The following is a 21,342-nucleotide window of genomic DNA, read 5'->3' on the forward strand; positions in this document are numbered from 1 at the left end:
CGTGCCGACTCGCTGTCCGTCGACGCGCCGGCCGCTGCGGGCGGACGTCCCCCGACCCGGCCCCTTGCGTCGTCCGGCGGGTGCGGGCGTGTGGGGGCGGACGTGCGCGGGGGCGGGCGCCCAGTCCCGCTTGGCTTCGGGCAGTCGTGCCGCTGAGGGCGGCACGAGTGGGCGTCGGGCCCCCCGCTCGAGCGAAGCCGAGAGCCGGGGGGGGAGGCACCTCGTCGCGCCGAGTCGCGCACCCACCCGGCCGTGGCGCTCAGGCCCGGGCTACTTCAGCGCGCCCGCGGTCAGCCCCTGCACCACCTGCCGCTGGAAGATGATGTACGCGGCGAGGACCGGCAGCATCGCCATCACCAGGCCCGCGAAGAGGCCCGACCAGTCGCCCTTGTAGCCCTGGCTGACCGCCAGCTGGACCAGTCCCTGGGTGAGGACACGCTTGTCCGGGTCGGTGTTGAGGACCGTGGGGAGCATGTACTGGTTCCACTGGCCCAGGAAGTTGAAGATGCCGACGCTGATCAGGCCGGGCTTGGCCATGGGCAGCATGATCTGGAAGAACGTGCGGCTGTGGGACGCGCCGTCGACGAAGGCCGCTTCGGCGATCGACGTCGGCAGCGTACGGAAGAACGCCGTCAGGAAGAACACGGTGAACGGCAGCGAGTAGGCGACGTAGACCAGGATCAGGCCGTGGATGGTGTTCAGCAGGCCCATGTTGTTCACCACGTAGAACAGCGGGACCAGCGCCAGCATGATCGGGAAGCTCATGCCGCCGATGAACAGGTAGTAGATGAAGCGGTTGCCCGGGAACTCGAAGCGCGCCAGGACGTAGGCCGCCATGGAGCCGAGGACCAGTGTGCCGATGAGCGAACCGCCCACCACCAGAACGGTGTTGAGGAAGTAGTCGCTCATGTTGGCCTGGGTCCACGCCCGTGACCAGTTGTCGAAGTGCAGGGAGTCCGGGAGCGACCACGGGGAGCTGAAGATGGAACGGTCGTCCTTGAAGGACGTCATGACCGCCCAGAGCAGCGGCATGACCACCATGAACGCCCAGAGGACCAGGACGCCGTGGGAGAAGACGTTGAGGACCGTGCCCTCTTTCTTCTCCTTCACGGGTGCGGGCGGCGGGACGTCCGTCTTGGCGATGGGGGCGCCGGACTCGGCCGGGAGGGGAGCGGGGGTTTCGGTCGTCTTCATCGGTCAGTACTCCAGCCGCTCGCGACGGCCCAGCCGCATCACCACGGCGGCGAAGGCCAGCGTGACGACGAGCAGGGCGACACCGATGGTGGTGGCGTAGGCGGCCTGCCCGTCACGGAACGCCTTCTGGTACACGTACAGGACCATGACGGTGGTCGAGTAGTCGGGACCGCCCGGCCCGGTCGTCATGATCTGCACGACCGCGAACGACTCGGCGCCCAGGGCGAGGATGCCCACGTAGACCCAGCCGGACTGCACGGTGTCCCACAGCAGGGGCAGGGTGACGCGGAAGAACGTGGTGACCCGGTTGGCGCCGTCCAGCAGCGCCGCCTCGTACATCTCCGCCGGGATGGAGGCCATGCCGGCGGAGAAGAGGACGACGAAGAAGCCGACCGTGGACCAGACGAGGACCGCCATCACGGCCCACAGCGCGAGGTCGGGATCGCCCAGCCACAGGGGCTGGAGGTCGGCGAGCCCGACGCCGCGCAGGAGCGAGTTGATCGCGCCACTGTCCGGGTTGTATGCGAACGCGAACAGAAGCGCGACGATGGCGATCGAGAGGACCTGCGGGAAGAAGTAGACGATCTTGTAGAACGAGGAGCCTCGGACGCCGGTGATCACCGGGCCGTTCTTTCTCTTTCTGCCGCCCACGTTGATCATGAAGGCGAAGAACAGCGCGAGGCCGATCGTCACCACCGGCAGCAGGAGGGCGAACAGCAGGCTGTGCTGCAACGACTTCCAGAAGATGTCGTCATCGAGCATGCGGCTGTAGTTGTCGAAACCGACCATCTTGAATTCGGGGCTCAGGCCGGTCCAGTCCGTGAACGAGTAATAGATGGACTGGATGAACGGCCAGACCACGAAGAGCGCGTACAGTCCTAGGGGCAACGCGAGGAAGCCCACGATGAACCGGTACTTGCCGTGCTGCATCGCCACTCCGGTGCCGTTGCGGAAATCGATTTCCGGTGCTGTTACTGGTGCTTGTAGTGCTTGATGGAGTCGTCCTTGACGGCCTCGTCGGCAAAGGCCTGGATCTTCTTGATGGCCTCGGCCGGGGTGAGGCGGCCGGCCATCATCTCGCCCAGACCGGACACACCGATCTTCTCCTTCTGCAACTGCACGTACCAGTCCTGGAGACGGGGATTCACCACGTTCTCCCCGGCCTTGTCCAGCGCCGCGACACCCGACTTCAGGCCGGGAGTGAGGGCGACGCCGTCGGTGCCGCCGTTGTACGCGGTCAGCGACTTCACCTTGCCGGTGAAGTTCTTCGAGGAGGCCTCGCTGAGCATGATGCGCAGCTGCTCCATACCGCCGGCGGCGTTCTTCGCCTTGGCCGGGACGATGAAGGGTTCGCCGCCGGAGGCCCAGATGGTGCCGAAGGGCATCTTGTCGGAGGAGTCGAGGCCGGTGGGCGCGGAGACGGCCAGGTCGAAGTCCTTCGGGATGACGTTGGCGGACTCGTTCTCCACCCAGGAGCCGTTCGGGATGAACAGCGCCTTGCCCTCGGCCCAGGCGGTCTGCGACTGGATGTGGTCCAGGCCCGGGGTGCCCTTCAGGACGTAGCCCTTCTTGTAGAGCTCGTAGTACGCCTCGAAGCAGGCCTTGACGGCCGGGTGCTTCCAGGCGTTCGGCTCCAGGTTGTCGATCGCGTCGAGGACTTCACGGCCGCCGACCTTGCCGATCATCGGGTAGAGCGAGAAGGGGATGTAGTACGGGTATTTGCCCGCGTACGTCCAGCCCGCCATGCCCTTCTTCTTGGCCTTCGCGCAGACCGCGAGCATCTGGTCCCAGGTCTCGGGGTACTGCTCGTCGAGCGAGTCCAGGGCCTTCTGCGAGTACCAGACGCCGTACACCGTGTAGGCGTAGTACAGGATCCAGACCTTCTCGCCGTCGAACTGGCCCATCTCCACGATGCCGGGGCGCAGCGTGTCGCGGACCTTCTTGTTCGGGTCGTCGTAGGAGGGGGCGTCCAGCAGCGGGGTGAGGTCGGTGAGCTGGTTCTTGCCGACCAGGACGCCCATGTCCATCTGCTCGGCGCCGGAGTTGTCGATGAGGTCCGGCGGGGTGCCCTGGTTGAAGCGGGGCTGGAGGGTGGACTGGATCTTCTGGGTGGCGGAGAACTTCACCTGGGCCTTGGGGAAGTTCTTTTCGTAGATCTTCACGGCGTCCTCGGCGTACTCCTTGCCGAAGCCGCCGTCGAACAGGACGAATTCCATACCGGCCGTGTCGTTGACGGCGAGCGGGTTCTTCGCGGTCTTCTTTCCGGCCTTGGCCTTGTCTCCGCTGCCGTCGCCGCCACTGCTGGCGCAGGCCGACAGGAAGCTCATGGTGGGGACGGAGATCAGACCGAGCGCGGCAGACCTTTTGATCAGATCACGGCGGCCGACACCTTCGGTGCCGTGGTTCTCGGCGGAAGTGGATCCCATGCTCAAGTCCTCGCCTTCTCCAGGACTCAGGCGGTGAACCGGATCCTCCGGCACCGCGATCGGGTCAAGCTGGGTCGTGCAGGAAAGTGCGGGTGGTGACGTGCGGATCGTGTGAATCGCCCGACAGGTATAGTCCACTTCCCGTCGGCGGATCAAGATCGAACACAAGGTTGACCGTGGGTCTTATCCGAGTTGAGACCTCGCGGAAGTATGAGCGGCCTGCGGGTGCTCCGCCGGAAATATCCCGGTCGCCGCGCCGTAATGCCACAGGCAACACCCTTGACACTCCCCGCTACTTGGGCAACTACTGGTCCTTGCGCATCGAAGGTGACAACGTTGTCCACTGCGCAGGGAGGGTACCCGTTGATGCAGCGGAAAGCTCGGCACAGATGGGGTTCGGCGGTCGTGTCGGCGACCGCCTTCGCTTTGGCCCTGGGTTCACAGGGCGTTGCGGTCGCACTGCCCCAGGCCCCTGAGAGACCCGATCGGGGGTTCACGTCCTCCTTCGAGGCGGACGACCCGCTTCCGGACTGGACGAACACGGTCGACACCGGCCCCGACGGCGGCAAGCGCGCCTCGGGCGTGGACGGCGGCTACAGCAGCGGCATACCGGGCAATGTGACCGACCGGGTCACCGACGTCCGGGCCAGTGCCGAGAACACCGGCGGTGGCGAGGTGAAGGAGAACCTCGTCGACGGCGAGCCGAGCACCAAGTGGCTGGCCTTCGAGTCCACCGGCTGGGTGGAGTTCGACCTGGACAAACCCGTCAGACTTGTGCGCTACGCACTGACGTCGGCCAATGACGCCGAGGAACGCGACCCCAAGGACTGGACCCTGAAGGGCTCGGCCGACGGCAAGGAGTGGACGACGCTCGACACCCGCTCCGGCGAGTCCTTCACGGAGCGGTTCCAGACGAAGACCTACGACCTGGCCGAGCCCGCCGAGTACCGGCACTTCCGGCTGGAGGTCACCCGGAACAACGGCGGTGGCATCCTGCAGCTCGCCGACCTCCAGCTGTCCACGGGCGGCGGCGACGGGCCGGTCCCGCAGGACATGCTCTCGCTGGTCGACCGGGGACCGAGCGGCTCCCCCACCGCCAAGGCGGGCGCCGGGTTCACGGGCAGGCGTGCGCTGCGTTACGCCGGCCGGCACACCACCGAGGGACGGGCGTACTCGTACAACAAGGTCTTCGACGTGAACGTGGCCGTCGGCCGGAACACGCGGCTGTCGTACCGGATCTTCCCGTCGATGGCGGACGGTGACCTCGACTACGACGCCACGAACGTCTCCGTCGACCTGGCCTTCACCGACGGCACCCGCCTGAGCGACCTGCGCGCCACCGACCAGCACGGCTTCCCGCTGACCCCGCAGGGTCAGGGCGCCTCCAAGATCCTCTACGTCAACCAGTGGAACAACGTGGCCTCGCGGATCGGCTCGGTCGCGGCCGGGAAGACTGTGGACCGGATCCTGGTGGCCTACGACTCCCCCAAGGGCCCGGCGAAGTTCCGCGGCTGGCTGGACGACGTGAGCATCGCCTCCGTCGCCCCCGAGCAGCCGAAGGCCCACCTGTCGGACTACGCGGTGACCACCCGCGGCACCAACTCCAGCGGCGGCTTCTCGCGGGGCAACAACTTCCCGGCGACGGCGGTGCCGCACGGCTTCAACTTCTGGACGCCCGTGACCAACGCGGGTTCGCTCAGCTGGCTGTACGACTACGCGCGTGCGAACAACGCGGACAACCTGCCGACGATCCAGGCGTTCAGCGCGAGCCACGAGCCGAGTCCCTGGATGGGCGACCGGCAGACCTTCCAGGTGATGCCGTCGGTCGCCGCCGGTACTCCGGACCTCGGCCGGGAAGCGCGCGAGCTGGCCTTCCGGCACGAGAACGAGACGGCGCGGCCGTACTACTACGGGGTGCGGTTCGAGAACGGGCTGAAGGCCGAGATGGCGCCGACCGACCACGCGGCGGCGTTGCGCTTCACCTACCCGGGCGATGACGCGAGTGTCCTCTTCGACAACGTGACCGACCAGGCGGGGCTCACGCTCGACAAGGAGAACGGGATCGTCACCGGCTACTCGGACGTGAAGTCCGGGCTGTCGACGGGCGCGACCCGGCTGTTCGTCTACGGCGAGTTCGACAAGCCGGTGACCGAGTCGGACGCCACCGGGGTCAAGGGCTACCTCCGCTTCAAGGCCGACGACCGGACCGTCACCCTGCGCCTGGCGACCTCGCTCATCAGCCTCGACCAGGCCAAGGACAACCTCCGGCAGGAGATCCCGGAGGGCAGGTCCTTCGAAGCGGTGAAGAGGAGCGCCCGGCGGCAGTGGGACCGGCTGCTCGGCAAGGTCGAGGTGGAGGGCGCGACCCCCGACCAGCTGACGACGCTGTACTCCAGCCTGTACCGGCTCTACCTGTACCCGAACTCCGGGTTCGAGAAGGTCGACGGGAAGTACCGGTACGCCTCGCCCTTCTCCCCCATGCCGAACCCGGACACCCCGACGCACACCGGCGCGAAGATCGTCGACGGCAAGGTGTACGTCAACAACGGCTTCTGGGACACCTACCGGACGACCTGGCCGGCGTACTCCCTCCTCACGCCGGGCAAGGCGGGTGAGCTGGTCGACGGGTTCGTGCAGCAGTACAAGGACGGCGGCTGGACCTCCCGCTGGTCCTCCCCCGGCTACGCGGACCTCATGACGGGCACCTCGTCGGACGTGGCGTTCGCGGACGCGTACGTCAAGGGCGTCGACTTCGACGCGAAGGCGGCGTACGAGGCGGCCGTGAAGAACGCGACGGTCGTCCCGCCGAATTCGGGCGTCGGCCGCAAGGGCATGGCCACCTCCCCCTTCCTCGGCTACACGAGCACCGAGACCCACGAGGGTTTGTCCTGGGCGCTGGAGGGCTACCTCAACGACTACGGCATCTCCCGCATGGGCCACAAGCTCTACGAGGAGACCGGCGAGCGGCGCTACAAGGAGGAGTCGGAGTACTTCCTGGACCGCGCCCGGGACTACGTGAACCTCTTCGACCGGAAGGCCGGGTTCTTCCAGGGCCGGAACGCCAAGGGCGACTGGCGGGTCGAGTCCTCGACGTACGACCCGCGGGTGTGGGGCCACGACTACACCGAGACCAACGGGTGGGGGTACGCCTTCACCGCCCCGCAGGACGGCCGGGGCCTCGCCAACCTGTACGGCGGGCGCAAGGGCCTCGCCGACAAGCTGGACGCGTACCTGTCCACCCCCGAGACGGCCTCCCCCGAGTTCGTCGGCTCCTACGGCGGTGTCATCCACGAGATGACCGAGGCCCGGGACGTGCGGATGGGCATGTACGGGCACTCCAACCAGGTCGCCCACCACGCCCTCTACATGTACGACGCGGCCGGGCAGCCCTGGAAGACGCAGAAGAACGTGCGTGAGGTGCTGTCCCGGCTGTACACGGGCAGCGAGATCGGTCAGGGCTACCACGGCGACGAGGACAACGGCGAGCAGTCGGCCTGGTTCCTGTTCTCCGCGCTCGGCTTCTACCCGCTGGTGATGGGCAGCGGCGAGTACGCGATCGGCTCGCCGCTGTTCGAGAAGGCGACCGTGCACCTGGAGAACGGGCGCGAGCTGGTGGTGAAGGCGCCGCGCAACAGCGCGAAGAACGTCTACGTGCAGGGGCTGAAGGTCAACGGCCGGACCTGGTCGAAGACCTCGCTGCCGCACTCGCTGGTCGCCAAGGGCGGTGTCCTGGAGTTCGACATGGGCTCGCGGCCGTCGTCGTGGGGCACGGGCAAGGACGCGGCGCCCGTGTCGATCACCCAGGACGACGAGGTACCGGCACCCCGCGCGGACGTGCTGAGGGGTGACGGCGCCCTGTTCGACGACACGTCGGCGACGGACGCCGCGGTGACGTCCGTGGACCTGCCGGTAGGCGAGGGTGCCGAGGCCGTCCAGTACACCCTGACGTCGTCGAAGGACCGGGCGAAGGCACCGGCCGGCTGGACGCTCCAGGGCTCCTCCGACGGTGAGACCTGGCGGACGCTGGACCGGCGCTCCGGGGAAACCTTCGCGTGGGACCGGCAGACCCGCGCGTTCTCGGTGAAGTCACCGGGTACGTACGGGAAGTACCGCCTGGTCCTCGACGGCGAGGCGACGCTGGCCGAGGTCGAACTGCTGCGCTGATCACGTGAGTTGGGGGTCTCATGCCGCTTCCCGTGCCCGTCCCGCCCGAGGGGGTCGACCCGGCCTGGCTGCCGCCCGCCGCCTTCCGGGCGATCGGTGGCCGCCGGACGCTGATCCGGGGGTCGGGGCTCCTGGTGGAGACGGTGCACGGGGAGGTGGCGGAGGCCTGCCGGAGATTCGGGGGCCGGGTCGTGCGGGACGCGTCGGACGACGGCCCGTACGACCTGGTCCTCGGCCTCGGTGCCGACGACCTCGGCGGCGAGGGCTTCGCCACCGCGCGCGAGGGCGGCACGACGACCGTCACCGCCTCCGGCGGTCGCGGGCTGCTGTACGGGCTGTTCCATGTCCTGCGCCTCGGGGAGGCGGCCTTCACCGGCACGTGGGCGCGGGAGATCCGTCGTCCCACCGTCGCGCTGCGCATGCTCGACCACTGGGACAACGTGGCCGTGCACCCGGTCATGGGCCAGGTGGAGCGCGGCTACGCGGGCGGCTCCCTGTTCTGGGAGGACGGCAGGGCGCGAGGCGAACCCGGCCGGGTGCGGGCCTACGGCAGGCTGCTCGCGGCGTGCCAGATCAACGCGCTCTGCGTGAACAACGTCAACGTGCACGCCACCGAGGCGCGTCTGCTGACCGAGCGGATCGGTGAAGTGGCCGGCATCGCCGAGGCATTGCGGCCCTACGGCATCCGCACCCACCTGTCGGTCTCCTTCGCCGCCCCGGTCACGCTCGGCGGGCTCCCCACGGCCGACCCGCTGGACGAGCAAGTGCGCTCCTGGTGGGCCGGGGTGACCCGGCGGGTGTACGAGGCGATACCCGACTTCGGCGGGTACGTCGTGAAGGCCGACTCGGAGGGCCAGCCGGGCCCGTTCGCGTACGGCCGCAGTCACGCCGAGGGCGCGAACCTGCTGGCGGCGGCGCTGGAGCCGTTCGGCGGCACCGTGCACTGGCGGGCCTTCGTCTACGACCACCGCCAGGACTGGCGGGACCGGACGACCGACCGGGCCCGGGCCGCGTACGACCATTTCGTGCCCCTGGACGGCGAGTTCGCGGGGAACGCCGTGCTCCAGGTGAAGCACGGGCCGATGGACTTCCAGGTGCGTGAGCCGGTCTCGCCGCTGATCGGGGCGATGCCGCGCACCCGGCTGGCGGTGGAGCTGCAGGCCACCCAGGAGTACACCGGGCAGCAGCGGCATGTGTGCTGGCTGGGGCCCATGTGGAGCGAGGTGCTGCGATTCCGGCACGCGTCCGGGTCCACTGTCGGCGCATCGGCGCGGGGCGGGCTCGTCGCCGTGTCGAACGCCGGTGACGACCCGTTCTGGACGGGGCATCCGCTGGCGCAGGCCAACCTCTACACCTTCGGGCGGCTGGCCTGGCAGCCGGACGCCGAGCCGCGCGCGCTGCTCGACGAGTGGATCGCGCTCAGCTTCCCGGACGCCCCCGCCCTGCTGGCCGACGGGCTGCACGCCGTGCTCGACGGCTCGTGGCGGACGTACGAGAAGTACACCGCTCCGCTGGGCGTGGGCTTCATGGTGCAGCCGGGGCACCACTACGGGCCGAGCGTGGACGGGTACGAGTACAGCCCGTGGGGGACCTATCACTTCGCCGACCGGGACGGGGTCGGCGTCGACCGCAGCGCGGCGACCGGCACGGGTTTCGCCGGGCAGTACGGCAAGCCCTGGTCCGGGCTGTACGAGTCGCCGGAGACCTGCCCCGACGAGCTGCTGCTGTTCTTCCACCATGTGCCCTACGGGCATGTGCTCAAGAGCGGGAAGACCGTCATCCAGCACATCTACGACACGCACTTCGAGGGCGTCGAGGAGGCCGAGGAGGCCCGCCGGGTGTGGACGGGCCTCGCGGACCTCGTCGAGCCGGGGCGCCACGCGCGGGTGGCGGAGCGCTACGAGGAGCAGCTCCGCAGCGCCCGCGAGTGGCGCGACCAGATCAACAGCTACTTCCTTCGCAAGTCCGGGGTGCCGGACGCGCGGGGGCGGCGGATCTACTGAAGGACCGCCACGCCCAGAGGGTCGAGGACCAGGGGGTCGCCCTGGTCCACCCGCTTGCCGGTGAGCAGGTCGGTGGCCGGGGCGTGGGCGGTCAGCCGGGCCGGTTGCGGGGCGTGGTTGAGGAGGAAGAGCAGACGGGTGCCGTCGGGTGCCACCCGGGTGGCGGTCTCCACCGCCGGATGGCCGGCGTAGGGGCCGGGCAGGTCGTGGCGGGCCAGGACCCTGCGTACGACCCGGTCGGCGCCGGGCGGGTCGAGGGCGGCCACTGCTCGGGGCTGTGGTCGCCCCCGTAGCGGATCTTGGGCGTCATGCGGTGAAGTCCTTCCGCGTCTCGGCGATCACGGTCCGGCTGCCGTGCAGCAGGGACAGCAGCAGCGGGGCGGCCAGCAGGGCGGGCAGGGCCTCGGTCAGCAGGGCCGTCGACGCGGCCGTGAGAATCAGCAGGGAGGCGGCGGCGAGGGTGGCGTGGCCGTGCCGGAACAGGAAGTACGCGGCGAGGCGGGCGGTGTCGCGGGCGCGGAAGGTGAAGAGCGAGGTGAGGACGAGGGCGTGTGCGCCCCACAGGAGGGAGCCGGCGCCGATCACGGCGAGCAGCAGCGCCCACCAGCCGGGCAGGCCGGTGGCGGAGAAGTGCGTGAGGGTGAAGGCGATGACCGTCAGCCAGGCCAGCAGGGGTGCCCACAGTTTCAGTGCCGGTACGGCGTTGAGCCGCCAGCCGCGCAGGTAGGCCCGGGCCGGGTGCAGCTCGGTGAGGTCGCGGCTGCGGTGGTGCAGGGCGTAGAGCCCGGCGGACAGGGCCGGACCGAGGGGCAGCAGGCACAGGGCCGCCAGGGGAAGGTTCGCCGGGTCGGGGCCGAGCAGGAGCAACCCGGCCGGACCTGGGGAGGCGGCGAGGAGCAGCAGTGCCTCGACGGTGAGGACGGTGTGGATGAGGGCGGAGGCCCGGGAGAGGGTTCCGGTGCCGAAGTCGGAGGTCCGTACGGTGCTCACGCCGTGACCTCCCGCCCGGGCGCCGGGTGGCGCCGGGTGACGGCGGGCCGGTCGCGGGGCGCGTCGGGGACCCGGATCACCCGTTCTCCTTCCTGTACCGCTCGTACGCCTTGTTGTGCAGGTCGACGAGTTGCTGCATGTTCTTCGACTTCAGCTCGGCGAGGTAGTCGTCCCACTGGGACAGCGGGCGCTTGCCGAGGACGAACCGGAGGGTGTTCTGGACGACGTGGTCCTTGAGCGGGGTGTCCCAGAGGGTCGCCTGCTCCTGCTCGAAGGACTGGAGGGGGTGGGCCGGGTCGACGGGCAGTTCCTCGCGCCGGGCCATGGCGTCCTGGAACTTCTTCTCGTCCGGGCTGAACGAGGACGAGACCAGGTCCCAGCTGCCGCCGTAGGTGAAGACGCCGTTGAAGAAGCCGTAGTCCTTCTGGAGGTCCTTCGGCGCGTCCGGGTCCGAGCCCATGAGGGAGATGCCGGGCTTCGGCTCGAACCGGCCGCCGGACCGGGTGTAGGTGACGCCCTCGACGCCCCACTTGCAGAACTTCTGGCCCTCGTCCGAGTACCAGAGCCAGTCGAGGAACTGCATCATCGCGACGAAGTGGTCGCTCTCGAGGGCCTTGCTGGAGACCATGACGCCGTTCTCCAGCCGGGTGCCGCCGAGCACCACGGGACCGGCCGGGCCGAGCGGCACCGGCACCATCTCGATCGTCGCGCCCTTGACCTGCTTCTCCAGGTTGTAGCGGTAGTTCTGCACCAGCTCCTGCGGATTGGCGCTGATCACGAAGGACTTCTCGGCCAGCAGCTTCTGCACCGCCTGCTCGTCCTGCTGCGTGAAGCTCTCCGGGTCCAGCAGCTTCTCGGCGACGACCTTTCTCAGATACTCGATCATGTGACGGTAGCCGTCCGTCGCCCCGTTGAAGACGAACCTGCGCGCTTCGGCGTCGAAGGCGATGTTGTCGTAACTCCAGCCCGCCTTGACCCCGTACGCCTGGCCGAGGTAGCTGAACAACGCGCCGCACGGGAAGGGCGTGTTGGTGCTCCAGCGGTCGGTCCAGGGGTACGTGCCGGGGTACTCCTCCTTGAGCGCCTTGAGGACGCCGTACACCTCGTCCCAGGTGGTGGGCAGGCTGAGGCCGTGCCGGTCGAGGACGTCCGTGCGGAAGGACAGCGAGTAGCCGGACTTGGGCTTCTCGTGCAGGCCGGGCAGCAGGTAGTACCTGCCGTCGGACTGGCGGATCGAGTCGAGTTCGGGCTCCAGCTTCCACTTGCGCACCTTGTCGCGGAAGTTGGGCATCAGCTTCACGTAGTCGCTGACCGGGAGGATCGCGCCCGAGGAGACGAAGGCCACCTCGGAGGGGTGGTACGTCTTCGGGATCAGGAAGGGTGCGTCGCCCGCGCCGATGAGGACGCTGCGCTTCTTCTCGTAGTCGGCCAGCGGGACGTCGACCGGCTTGAGGGTCACACCGGTGCGCTTGGTCAGCTCCTTCCAGAACAGCCAGCCGTCCTTCATCGGGTAGACCGGGTTGTTGTTGTGCAGCACCGAGAACGACAGCGGCCGTGCCGCTTTGAAGCGTTGTCCGGCCCGGTAGTTCTTCATGGCCCCGTCCTGCTTCTTCGACAGGTCCTTCCCGTCGCCGCCGTCGTCCCCGCCGCCGCAGCCGGTGACCGTGGCGAGGCCGATGAACCCGGCGGCGGCGAGGATCTGGCGCCGCGACAGCTGCCCTGTGTTCTGCACGGGAACTCCTTTGTTCCGTAGATCAGTAGAGGAGTGGTGCGGCGTCAGCCCTTGACCGCGCCGAGCATCACGCCCGAGACGAAGAAGCGCTGGACGAAGGGGTACACGAGGAGGATCGGCAGGGCGGTGAGGACGATGGTGACCGCCTGGATGCTCGCGCCGACCTGGCTGAGCTCCGCGGTGCCCGCGCCCGCGTTGCCGCCTCCGGTGGCGCCGGCGATGAGGTTGCGCAGATAGACGGTGACCGGCATCAGGCCGGAGTGGTCCATGTACAGGAACGCGCTGAACCAGGAGTTCCAGAAGGACACCGAGTAGAAGAGGAGCATCGTCGCCACGACCGCCTTGGACAGCGGCAGCACGACCCTGAGCAGGATGCCGTAGGTGCTCAGGCCGTCGATCTGCGCGGCCTCCTCCAGCTCCGTCGGCAGGTTCTCGAAGAACGCCTTCATCACCAGCAGGTTGAAGACGCTGATCGCGTTCGGCAGGGCGATCGCCCACACGCTGTTCTTCAGGCCGAGGCTCGTGACCAGGATGTAGTTCGGGATCAGGCCGCCGGTGAAGAACATGGTGAACACGGCGATGCCGACGAGTACGCCCCGGCCCTTGAGGTGCCGCTTCGACAGGACGTAGGCGTAACAGGTCGTCAGAACCATGGCGACGGCCGTCGCCACGACCGTGTAGAACACGGTGTTGCCGTAGGTGCGCCAGAACATCGAGTCCTGGAACACGATCTTGTACGTCGTGAGGTTGAACCCCTTGGGCCACAGGCTCACCTCACCGGCCCGGATCTGGCGCTCCCCGCTGAAGGACCTCGCGATGATGTTGACGAAGGGGTACAGGGTCACCAGCACGACGAGCGTGAGGACCACGCCGTTGACGCCCTGGAAGACCCGGTGGGAACGGCTCGGCTTCACCACAGGCTGGTCCCCACTGTGCGGCGCGAGAGCGTGTTGGCGGAGGTGATCAGGACCAGGCCGATGATCGCCTCGAACAGGCCGATGGCGGCGGCGTAGCTGAAGCTGCTGGACTCGACACCGGCCCGGTAGACGTAGGTCGAGATCACGTCGGCGGTCGGATAGGTCAGCGGGTTGTACAGCAGCAGCACCTTCTCGAAGCCGACCGCCATGAAGGTGCCGACGTTGAGGATCAGCAGCGTGATCATGGTGGGGCGGATGCCGGGCAGGGTGACGTGCCAGATCTGCCGCCAACGGCCCGCGCCGTCGATCCGGGCGGCCTCGTACAGGTCCTCGTCGATCGTGGTGAGCGCGGCGAGGTAGAGGATCGTGCCCCAGCCGGCGGTCTGCCAGATCTCGGATCCGACGTAGATCGTGCGGAACCACTCCGGTTCCTGGATGAAGCGGACCGGCTCGTGGCCGAGCATGCCGAGGACGTGGTTGACCGGGCCGTCGCTCGCCAGCATCTGCATCGTGATGCCCGCGACGATCACGATCGACAGGAAGTGCGGGAGGTACGACACCGATTGCACGAACCGCTTCAGGGAACGCCGGCGCACCTCGTTGAGCAGCAGCGCGAGCACGATCGGGAGAGGGAAGCAGAAGACGAGCGTGAGCCCGCCCAGCCACAGGGTGTTGCGGAACACCTGCCAGAAGGTGGGGTCGCCGAGGAACATCCGCACATAGCGCAGGCCCACCCATTCCTCGCCGAAGGGCGAACCACCGGGCTCGAAGCGCCGGAACGCGATCACGTTGCCGATCATCGGCAGATAGCGGAACACCAGGAAGAACAGCAGCGGCAGGATCGCGAGTGAGTACAACTGCCAGTCGCGGCGCAACGCCCGCCGCCAGCCGGTCGGGGCGGGTGTCCGCCCGCCGCGCCTGGGGGCGGTCCGGGCCGGAGGCGGGTCCTGGGTGCCCGGCGGGGCCGGTGTGGTGGACGTGCTCATTGCTCGGGCCTCCCGTGAGCAGGGACGCGGAACCGAAACTTTCGAGCTCTTACCGGTAACTCCGCGGCAACTTAGGGGCAGCAGAAAGCGCTGTCAATGGGTACCGCGAGAGTCCGACGGGGCGCCTGTGCCGGGTTGGATCCGCATCGAAGGTGGGTAGCCCCCAGGGGCCAACCACCCCTGGACGGCCGCAAGTTTCTGTGGTGCGGCCGATTCATGCGAGGAGCCGCCGTGTCCGCGTGCCCCCTGCCGCCGACGGAGCCGGTGGCGGCGACGGCGTGCGGCTCGCGACGGCAGCACCGCCGGCACGCCGGCCAGGGTGTTCGGGCCGCGAACGCCGTGAACACCGGCCCTTGTCGCCGCAGTGAGGACCAGGACCCGGTGCGCCGGCCGTAGACAACCGGGCCGGCTGGCGCTACCTTCCGCAACAGGCGGGGTGGGAGCGCTCCCATAACGGTGGACCGGAACCCGCCCTCGAGTGCCCCCATCCCGCTCATCCGTGTACACACATCCGCAGGTCCGTACCCCCACGAACGGATGATGCTGTCATGATCCTGACAAGCCGACCGGGAGGATCCACGATGCCCCGATCAGCGCTCCCCCACCGGGCCAGAGCCCTCTTACTGGTGCTGCTCTCCCTCCTCGTCACCGTCCCGGCCCTCGGCCTGGTCATGACGGCCGGTGGTGAGGCGGAGGCGCACGGCACCCCCATGAAGCCCGGCAGCCGTACGTTCCTGTGCTGGCAGGACGGACTGACCGACACCGGCGAGATCAAGCCGGTGAACCCCGCGTGCCGGGGCGCACAGCAGGTCAGCGGCACCACGCCGTTCTACAACTGGTTCTCGGTGCTCCGCTCGGACGGCGCCGGCCGCACCCGGGGCTTCGTACCGGACGGCGAGCTGTGCAGCGGCGGCAACCCCAACTTCACCGGATTCAACACGCCCAGCAAGGACTGGCCGCTCACCCATCTCACCTCGGGCGCGACCGTCGACTTCTCGTACAACGCCTGGGCGGCGCACCCGGGTTGGTTCTACGTCTACATCACCAAGGACGGCTTCGACCCCACCAAGACGCTCACCTGGAACGACATGGAGGAGCGGCCGTTCCTGAGTGTCGACCACCCGCCGCTGAACGGCTCCCCGGGCACGGTCGAGGCCAACTACTCCTGGGCCGGGAAGCTCCCCGACAACAAGTCGGGCCGCCACATCATCTACATGGTCTGGCAGCGCTCCGACAGCCAGGAGACCTTCTACTCCTGCTCCGACGTGGTCTTCGACGGTGGCAAGGGCGAGGTGACCGGCATCAAGCAGCCGGGCAACCCGTCCGAGCCGGTGCCCGGCACCTGCACGGCCACCCGCAAGACCACCGGCACCTGGAGCGGCGGCTACCAGTCCGAGGTGACCGTCACCAACACCGGCACGGTCCCGATGCTCGGCTGGATGGTCGACTGGACCCTCCCGTCGGGCCAGAAGGTCGAGAGCCTGTGGAGCGGCAGCGCGACCTACAACGGCCAGGCGGTGATGGTCCACAACTCCAACTGGAACGGCTCCCTCGCCCCGGGCAAGAGCACGACGTTCGGCTACGTCGTCTCCGGGCCGGGGGGTGACAGCGCGAGCGGCCTGCCCTGCCGGGTGGGCTGAACCGACCCTCGCGGCGGGCCCGATGACCGGAGAGGTCCGGTGACCGGGCCCGTCGGCACGGCAGGTGCCGCAGGACCGCGTCCGGCCGAAGCACACCGTCCCGGTTCCCTCGCGGGGGTCTCGACCGCGTAGGTTGACGCCATGGTGTGGGGGGCGGGGGCCGCGGCCGGGCCGGCGGGCGCGAGTGAGCGGGCCGGGGGGGCGGCAGCCGGCGCGGAGCGGCACGGCGGGGAAGGGCGGACCGGCCCGCTCGTCCCTGCTGATGGCACTGGGCACGGTGGTGTCCCGGGCAACGGGTCTGATCCGGCAGGTGCTTCAGGCGGCGGCGCTGGGCACCGGGCTGCTGGCGAGCACGTACAACACGGCGAACACCGTGCCGACGAGTCTGTACACCTTGGTGATCGGCGGCGCGCTCAACGCCGTACTGGTGCCGCAACTGGTCCGGGCGCGGGCCACCGAGGCCGACGGCGGAAAGGCCTACGAGCAGCGGCTGGTGACGCTCGTGCTGTGCGTCCTGGCCGCGGGAACGGTGCTGGCCGTATGGGCCGCGCCGCAGATCATGAGCCTGTACATGCGCGACACCGCGGACAGCCACGAGGCGTTCGAACTGACCGTGGTCTTCGCCCGGTTCCTGCTGCCGCAGATCTTCTTCTACGGCCTGTTCGGCATGCTGGGCCAAGTGCTGAACGCCCGGGAGAAGTTCGGCGCGATGATGTGGACGCCGGTGCTGAACAACGTCGTTCTGATCGGCATGTTCGCCGCGTATCTGGGGTTGATGACGGTCCCCGACCGGGTGGAGGACATCACGGCGGGGCAGGTGCGGCTGCTGGGGCTGGGGACAACGGTCGGAATCGCACTCCAGGCCCTTGCGCTGATCCCCTTCGTGCGCGCCACGGGCTTCCGGTTCCGGCCACGTTTCGACTGGCGGGGCACCGGCCTGGGCAAGAGCGCCCATGCCGCGAAGTGGACGCTGCTGTTCGTCCTCGTCAACCAGGTCGCGCTGACCGTCGTGACGAACTTCGCCAACGCCGCGGACCAGGCGCTGCCGCACGCCGGAGCCGGCTACTCGGCCTACATGTACGCGCAGACCATCTGGATGCTGCCGCAGTCGATCGTGACCGTCTCCCTGGTGACGGCGCTGTTGCCGCGGATGAGCAGGGCCGCCGCCGAGGGCCGGGTCCCCGAGGTGCGTGCCGACCTCTCACGGGCGCTGCGCGCCACCGGGGTCGTCATCGTGCCCGCCGGGTTCCTCTTCCTGGCGCTGGGCCCGCAGATCTCGGCGCTGCTGTTCGCCCACGGCGCGGCCGACGCCGCCTGCGTCCAGCCGACCGGGCAGATGCTCCAGGCGTTCGGGCTCGGGCTGATCCCGTTCTCGGCGCAGTACCTCCTCCTGCGCGGCTTCTACGCCTTCGAGGACACGCGCACACCCTTCCTCATGGCGACATGGATCGCCGCGGTGAACATCGCCCTGGTCACCGTCTGCCACCTGCTGCTTCCCGCCCGATGGGCGGTGACCGGCATGCCCGGCGCCTACACGGTGTCCTATCTGGCCGGGCTGGCCGTCACGGCGTGGCGGCTGCGCGGGAAGCTGGGCGCTCGCCTCGACGACGGGAAGGTGCGCCGCACCTACACGAAGCTGCTGTGCGCCGCCGCCCCCGCCGCGGGGCTCGGCTGGGCCGCCGCCCGGGCCTGTGACGCCTCGCTGGGCGAGGGCACCTGGCCCACCGCGGCCGGTCTCGCTGCCGGAACGGCCGTCATGGCGGCGGGGTACCTCGCCCTGGCCCACCTGATGAGGGTCGGCGAACTGCGCGGCCTCGCCGGGCGGCGGTGACAGCGTCGTCAGCCCGGCGGCCCCCTGACGGCCGGCCGTGGCGGTCGGGCGGCGTCGCGCTGCCCGGACCCGTGGGTCCCGACTGGGACCGGCGCCGGGACGGCCCCTGGGGCCGCTGAGGAGGTCGGCGTGGGCGCGCAGGAGCGCCCGGCTCGGGCGCCGCGGAGGGGCGCGGGCAGCCGGGTGGGGGCTTCGCGCAGCGGCGTGTCCACCGGCCGAGCGGCCCAGGACAGCCGGGCGCGGGGAGGTCGTCGGCGAGCCGCCGGAGCCGGTGGGCCCCCTGGCGTGCGCCGAGCCGCCCATGGCGATCGGCCGGATCGGGGCACTGGTCGCAGCGGGTTCCGGGCGACCTGGGGCACCACGTGGGCCGAGCAGGCGGGTGGGTCGCCAGAACCCGTCGGACCCCGTCGACCGAACCCGACTGTTCGCCCCATATGTCCCGGTTATCCAGGTGTGCGATTCTGTTGGAGGGTGCCCTGCCGCTCATGTGCGGCGTGGATCCGCCATGGGAGGCGCGACGCCGCGCCGCCGGTCCCGTGCCCGCGTCGTCGTCACCTGAGTTCCGGGGACTCCCACCTGCCGGTGGCTGCGGCATGAACGGGAGGTGGATGCGGAACATGCCCCATTACGGCGATGCCCGGGCCGCGGTCCCGGGCCTTCGGGCGCCGGGAAACGGGGGCACCGGTCCGTCTCGTCCCTCGCCGGAGCTCGCCGCGCGGGCGCGCGTGCTGGCGTTCGCCGGGGTGGTCCTGGCAGCGGTGTACGTGCGGTGCGAGGACGGCACGGAGCTGCGGCTGGCGGAGGTGGCGGGAGCCGGGTCCGAGCAGCCTCACCACGTGCCGGAGCGGGTGGTCACCACTGCTTCGGAGGGGTCTCCCGGCTCGGGGCCGGGAACTTCTCCCGGGCCGGGCCCGAACCTCGCTCCGGACCGTACGCGCGCCCCCGCTTCACCGACCTCGCCCGCCCCCCGTGACGCCCCCGTCCCGGTGCCCCCGGGCCCGCCGGGCACGGGAGGCGGTGGTGGCCCGCCCGTGGCCGAGGCCTATCTGCGGGGGCGGCCGGTGTGGCGCGCCGCTGCGATGCCCGCCGGGCGGGAGGAAGGCACGGCCGCCTCCGTCCCGCTCGGGGCGCTGCCGCTGGGGGCCGTGGGCGGGTGGCTGGGCTGTCTCCTCGTGGTGGGAGAGGCCGGGGAGGGATTCGGGGCCGAGCAGCGGGAGTTCCTGGAGCGGTATGCCGAGGCCGTCGCCGAGCGGCTGCGGGGCGAGGCCGACCGGTCGGCCCCCTCGCCCGTGCTGGATCCGGCCCTGCGCGCCATGGGGGTCGGTTCGTTCGCCCTGTCGCCCGGCACCGGGCTGGTCGAGACGGACTCCGCCCTGCTCGAACTCGTCGGCATCCCCGAGGGCGGCTTCGACGGCAAGACCGACACCCTGCTCTCGTGCAGCGTCCCGGAGGACGTCCCCGCCCTGATGTCGGTCATCGAACCGTCCGCGCAGACGCCGGGCCGCCGTGAGCTGGAATTCCGTATCCGCCGCCCCACCGGTGAACTGTGCTGGCTGCGGCTGAGCTGCCGGGTGCTGAAGGGGCCCGAGGGTGCCCCGGAGCGGGTGCTGGGCGTGGTGACGGCGGCGCCCGTGCTGCGCCGCAGTGCCAGCGACGTGGCCCGGATCCAGTGGCTGACGGCCGCGCTGGACGACGCCACGACCGTCCGGGACGTCAGCCGTGTGGTGGTCGCCGCGCTGCGTGAGCCGCTCGGTGCCGACCGGGTGGCGCTCGCCGAGCTGCTGGAGGACCGGCTGGCGGTCACCGTGCTCGATCCGCCGGGTGCCGGTGCCTGGCCGGAGCTGTGGCGGCGCGAATGGCGCTCGGAGTGGCCCGACGCGCCGGTCACCGCCCTGCCCACGCTCCAGGCGGCGCTGCGGGACGGGCGGATGAGCCTGTGGCCGGCGGGTTCCGTGCTGGAACCCGGGCTCGCGGGGATCGGCCCCGGGGGGCTGGCGGTGCTGCCGCTGCCGGCCAAGCGAAGGGTGGCCGGGGTGTGCCTGGTCGGCTGGGACACCCCGCACGAGTTCGCCCCCGAGGAACGGGCTCTGCTGACCGCGACCGCCGGGCTGGTCGGACAGGCCCTGAAACGCGCCCACGCCTACGACGCCGAGCAGGAGCTCGCGACGATGCTCCAGCGCAGCCTGCTGCCGCGCCGGCTCCCCCGGCTGCCCGGGGGCACCGCCGTGGCCCGCTATCTGCCCGCCCGCCGCGGACTCCAGGTGGGCGGCGACTGGTACGACGTGATCGCGCTGTCGGAGAGCAAGGTGGCCTTGGTCATCGGGGATGTGCAGGGGCACAGCGCCGGGGCCGCGACGATCATGGGCCAGATGCGTACGGCGGTCCGGGCCTACGCCGTGGAGGGGCATCCGCCGGACGTGGTCGTCGCGCACGCCAACCGGCTGCTCGTCGGCATGGAGACCGACCTGTTCGCCACCTGCTGCTACGTAGAGCTGGACATGGAGGAGGGCAACGCGCTGTTCGTGCGGGCCGGGCATCTGGCCCCGCTGGTGCGGCACCCCGACGGCGGCACCGCGGAGATCGCGGTCGAGGGCGGGCTCCCGCTGGGCGTCCTCGCGGACGCGGAGTTCCCGCTGACGGCGCTGGCGCTGGCCCCGGGCTCGGTGCTCACGCTGGTGACGGACGGCCTGGTCGAGTCGGCGGATCTCCACGTGGACGAGGGGATGCGGCTCGTACGTCAGGCGCTCGCCGCGGCCGATCCCGCGGACCCGGGGCGGATGGCCGACGCGTTGCTCGGCGAGACCGGGCGCCGTGAGGACGACGTGGCGGTGCTGCTGCTGCGCTACGACGGGATGCGGATACGGCCGGTGCGGGCGGGCTGGGTGGTGTGGCGGCTGCCGGACGCGGTGATGCACGCACGCCGGTTCAGTGCGCGCACGCTGCGTTCGTGGGGCATCGCGGCCGAGGCCGACACCGTGCTGCTGGTCGTGTCGGAGCTGGTCACCAACGCGCTGGTGCACACACAGGGCGCGGTCCGGGTGGAACTGACCCTGGCGGCGGACCGGCTGCGGGTGACCGTGAGCGACTCCTCGCCCCGGGCACCGGCCAAGCCGGTGGTCGTGGACTGGGAGTCGACGGGCGGCCGGGGGCTCTTCCTGGTCGAGGCCGTGTCGGCGGCCTGGGGATCGGTGCCGGTGGGCGGCGGCAAGCAGGTGTGGAGCGAGATCGTCGTCACCCGCCCGGACCCGGATGCGGAACCCGGCGAGGATCCGGAGCCGGAACCGGAGACCGCGCCGGAGGAGGATCGCAGGCCGGGCCGTGTGTGGGGCCTGGGCCGTGACCGCACCTGGGGCCGGGGCCGCAACCGCGACCGCCGCAAGGCGCGCGAGCAGGGGCCGGACCGCGACGACCGGACCGCGGACCGCGACAGCGACCCCGCCATGGACCGCGAGAGCAACC

11 protein-coding genes and 2 pseudogenes are annotated in these 21,342 nt (G+C 70.1%); 5 read left to right on the forward strand and 8 right to left on the reverse strand.

Annotation, left to right across the window (positions count from 1 at the left end):
- Positions 1-270 precede the first annotated feature (270 nt).
- Genes ACFY9E_RS06195 through ngcE form a run of 3 tightly spaced genes read right to left on the reverse strand, consistent with a single transcriptional unit; the run spans position 271 to position 3,620 of the window.
- Entirely contained in the window at positions 271-1,194 is a 924-nt protein-coding gene (locus ACFY9E_RS06195; RefSeq protein WP_390979784.1) for an ABC transporter permease subunit, read from the reverse strand.
- Between the two features lie 3 nt (positions 1,195-1,197).
- Positions 1,198-2,124, reverse strand: coding sequence for an ABC transporter permease subunit (locus ACFY9E_RS06200; RefSeq protein WP_390979786.1), 927 nt, complete (start codon positions 2,122-2,124; stop codon positions 1,198-1,200).
- 41 nt (positions 2,125-2,165) lie between these two features.
- Complete coding sequence (gene ngcE / locus ACFY9E_RS06205; protein WP_390979788.1) at positions 2,166-3,620, reverse strand: N-acetylglucosamine/diacetylchitobiose ABC transporter substrate-binding protein; 1,455 nt, start codon at positions 3,618-3,620, stop codon at positions 2,166-2,168.
- A gap of 366 nt (positions 3,621-3,986) precedes the next feature.
- Between ngcE and ACFY9E_RS06210 the strand changes: the two genes are divergently transcribed.
- Together ACFY9E_RS06210 and ACFY9E_RS06215 are read left to right on the forward strand one after the other, a co-directional pair.
- A complete protein-coding gene (locus ACFY9E_RS06210; protein WP_390979790.1) occupies positions 3,987-7,784 on the forward strand; it encodes a GH92 family glycosyl hydrolase in 3,798 nt (1,265 codons plus the stop codon).
- A 20-nt stretch (positions 7,785-7,804) separates the two neighbouring features.
- Positions 7,805-9,787 carry an alpha-glucuronidase gene (locus ACFY9E_RS06215; RefSeq protein WP_390979792.1) on the forward strand — a complete coding sequence of 661 codons (1,983 nt, stop codon included), beginning with the start codon at positions 7,805-7,807 and terminating at the stop codon, positions 9,785-9,787.
- Here the strand turns inward: ACFY9E_RS06215 and ACFY9E_RS06220 are convergent.
- The 5 genes and pseudogenes from ACFY9E_RS06220 to ACFY9E_RS06240 form a co-directional block, all read right to left on the reverse strand.
- Positions 9,781-10,047 (reverse strand): annotated as a pseudogene (locus ACFY9E_RS06220) (Beta-galactosidase C-terminal domain); the annotation flags it as partial. The gene ACFY9E_RS06215 and the pseudogene ACFY9E_RS06220 sit on opposite strands and share 7 nt — an antisense overlap.
- A gap of 46 nt (positions 10,048-10,093) precedes the next feature.
- The gene (locus tag ACFY9E_RS06225; protein WP_390979794.1) at positions 10,094-10,777 is read right to left on the reverse strand and encodes a hypothetical protein; all 684 of its coding nucleotides are present in this window, start codon (positions 10,775-10,777) and stop codon (positions 10,094-10,096) included.
- 76 nt (positions 10,778-10,853) lie between these two features.
- A complete protein-coding gene (locus ACFY9E_RS06230) occupies positions 10,854-12,509 on the reverse strand; it encodes an extracellular solute-binding protein (RefSeq protein ID WP_390979796.1) in 1,656 nt (551 codons plus the stop codon).
- A 44-nt stretch (positions 12,510-12,553) separates the two neighbouring features.
- Positions 12,554-13,426 (reverse strand): ABC transporter permease subunit, encoded by an 873-nt coding sequence (locus ACFY9E_RS06235; RefSeq protein WP_390979798.1) that lies wholly within the window; start codon positions 13,424-13,426, stop codon positions 12,554-12,556.
- The gene (locus tag ACFY9E_RS06240) at positions 13,420-14,412 is read right to left on the reverse strand and encodes an ABC transporter permease subunit (protein ID WP_390979800.1); all 993 of its coding nucleotides are present in this window, start codon (positions 14,410-14,412) and stop codon (positions 13,420-13,422) included. The genes ACFY9E_RS06235 and ACFY9E_RS06240 overlap by 7 nt, the downstream gene beginning before the upstream one ends.
- A 581-nt stretch (positions 14,413-14,993) precedes the next feature.
- On the opposite strand from ACFY9E_RS06240, the gene ACFY9E_RS06245 reads away from it, so the two are divergent.
- The 3 genes and pseudogenes from ACFY9E_RS06245 to ACFY9E_RS06255 form a co-directional block, all read left to right on the forward strand.
- The gene (locus ACFY9E_RS06245) at positions 14,994-16,052 is read left to right on the forward strand and encodes a lytic polysaccharide monooxygenase (protein WP_390979802.1); all 1,059 of its coding nucleotides are present in this window, start codon (positions 14,994-14,996) and stop codon (positions 16,050-16,052) included.
- Between the two features lie 184 nt (positions 16,053-16,236).
- A complete protein-coding gene (murJ, locus tag ACFY9E_RS06250) occupies positions 16,237-17,883 on the forward strand; it encodes a murein biosynthesis integral membrane protein MurJ (protein ID WP_390979804.1) in 1,647 nt (548 codons plus the stop codon).
- Between the two features lie 617 nt (positions 17,884-18,500).
- Positions 18,501-21,131: pseudogene (locus ACFY9E_RS06255) on the forward strand (SpoIIE family protein phosphatase); the annotation flags it as partial.
- Between the last annotated feature and the right edge of the window lie 211 nt (positions 21,132-21,342).

This window comes from Streptomyces sp. NPDC012466 (assembly GCF_042955215.1).
GTDB lineage: Bacteria > Actinomycetota > Actinomycetes > Streptomycetales > Streptomycetaceae > Streptomyces.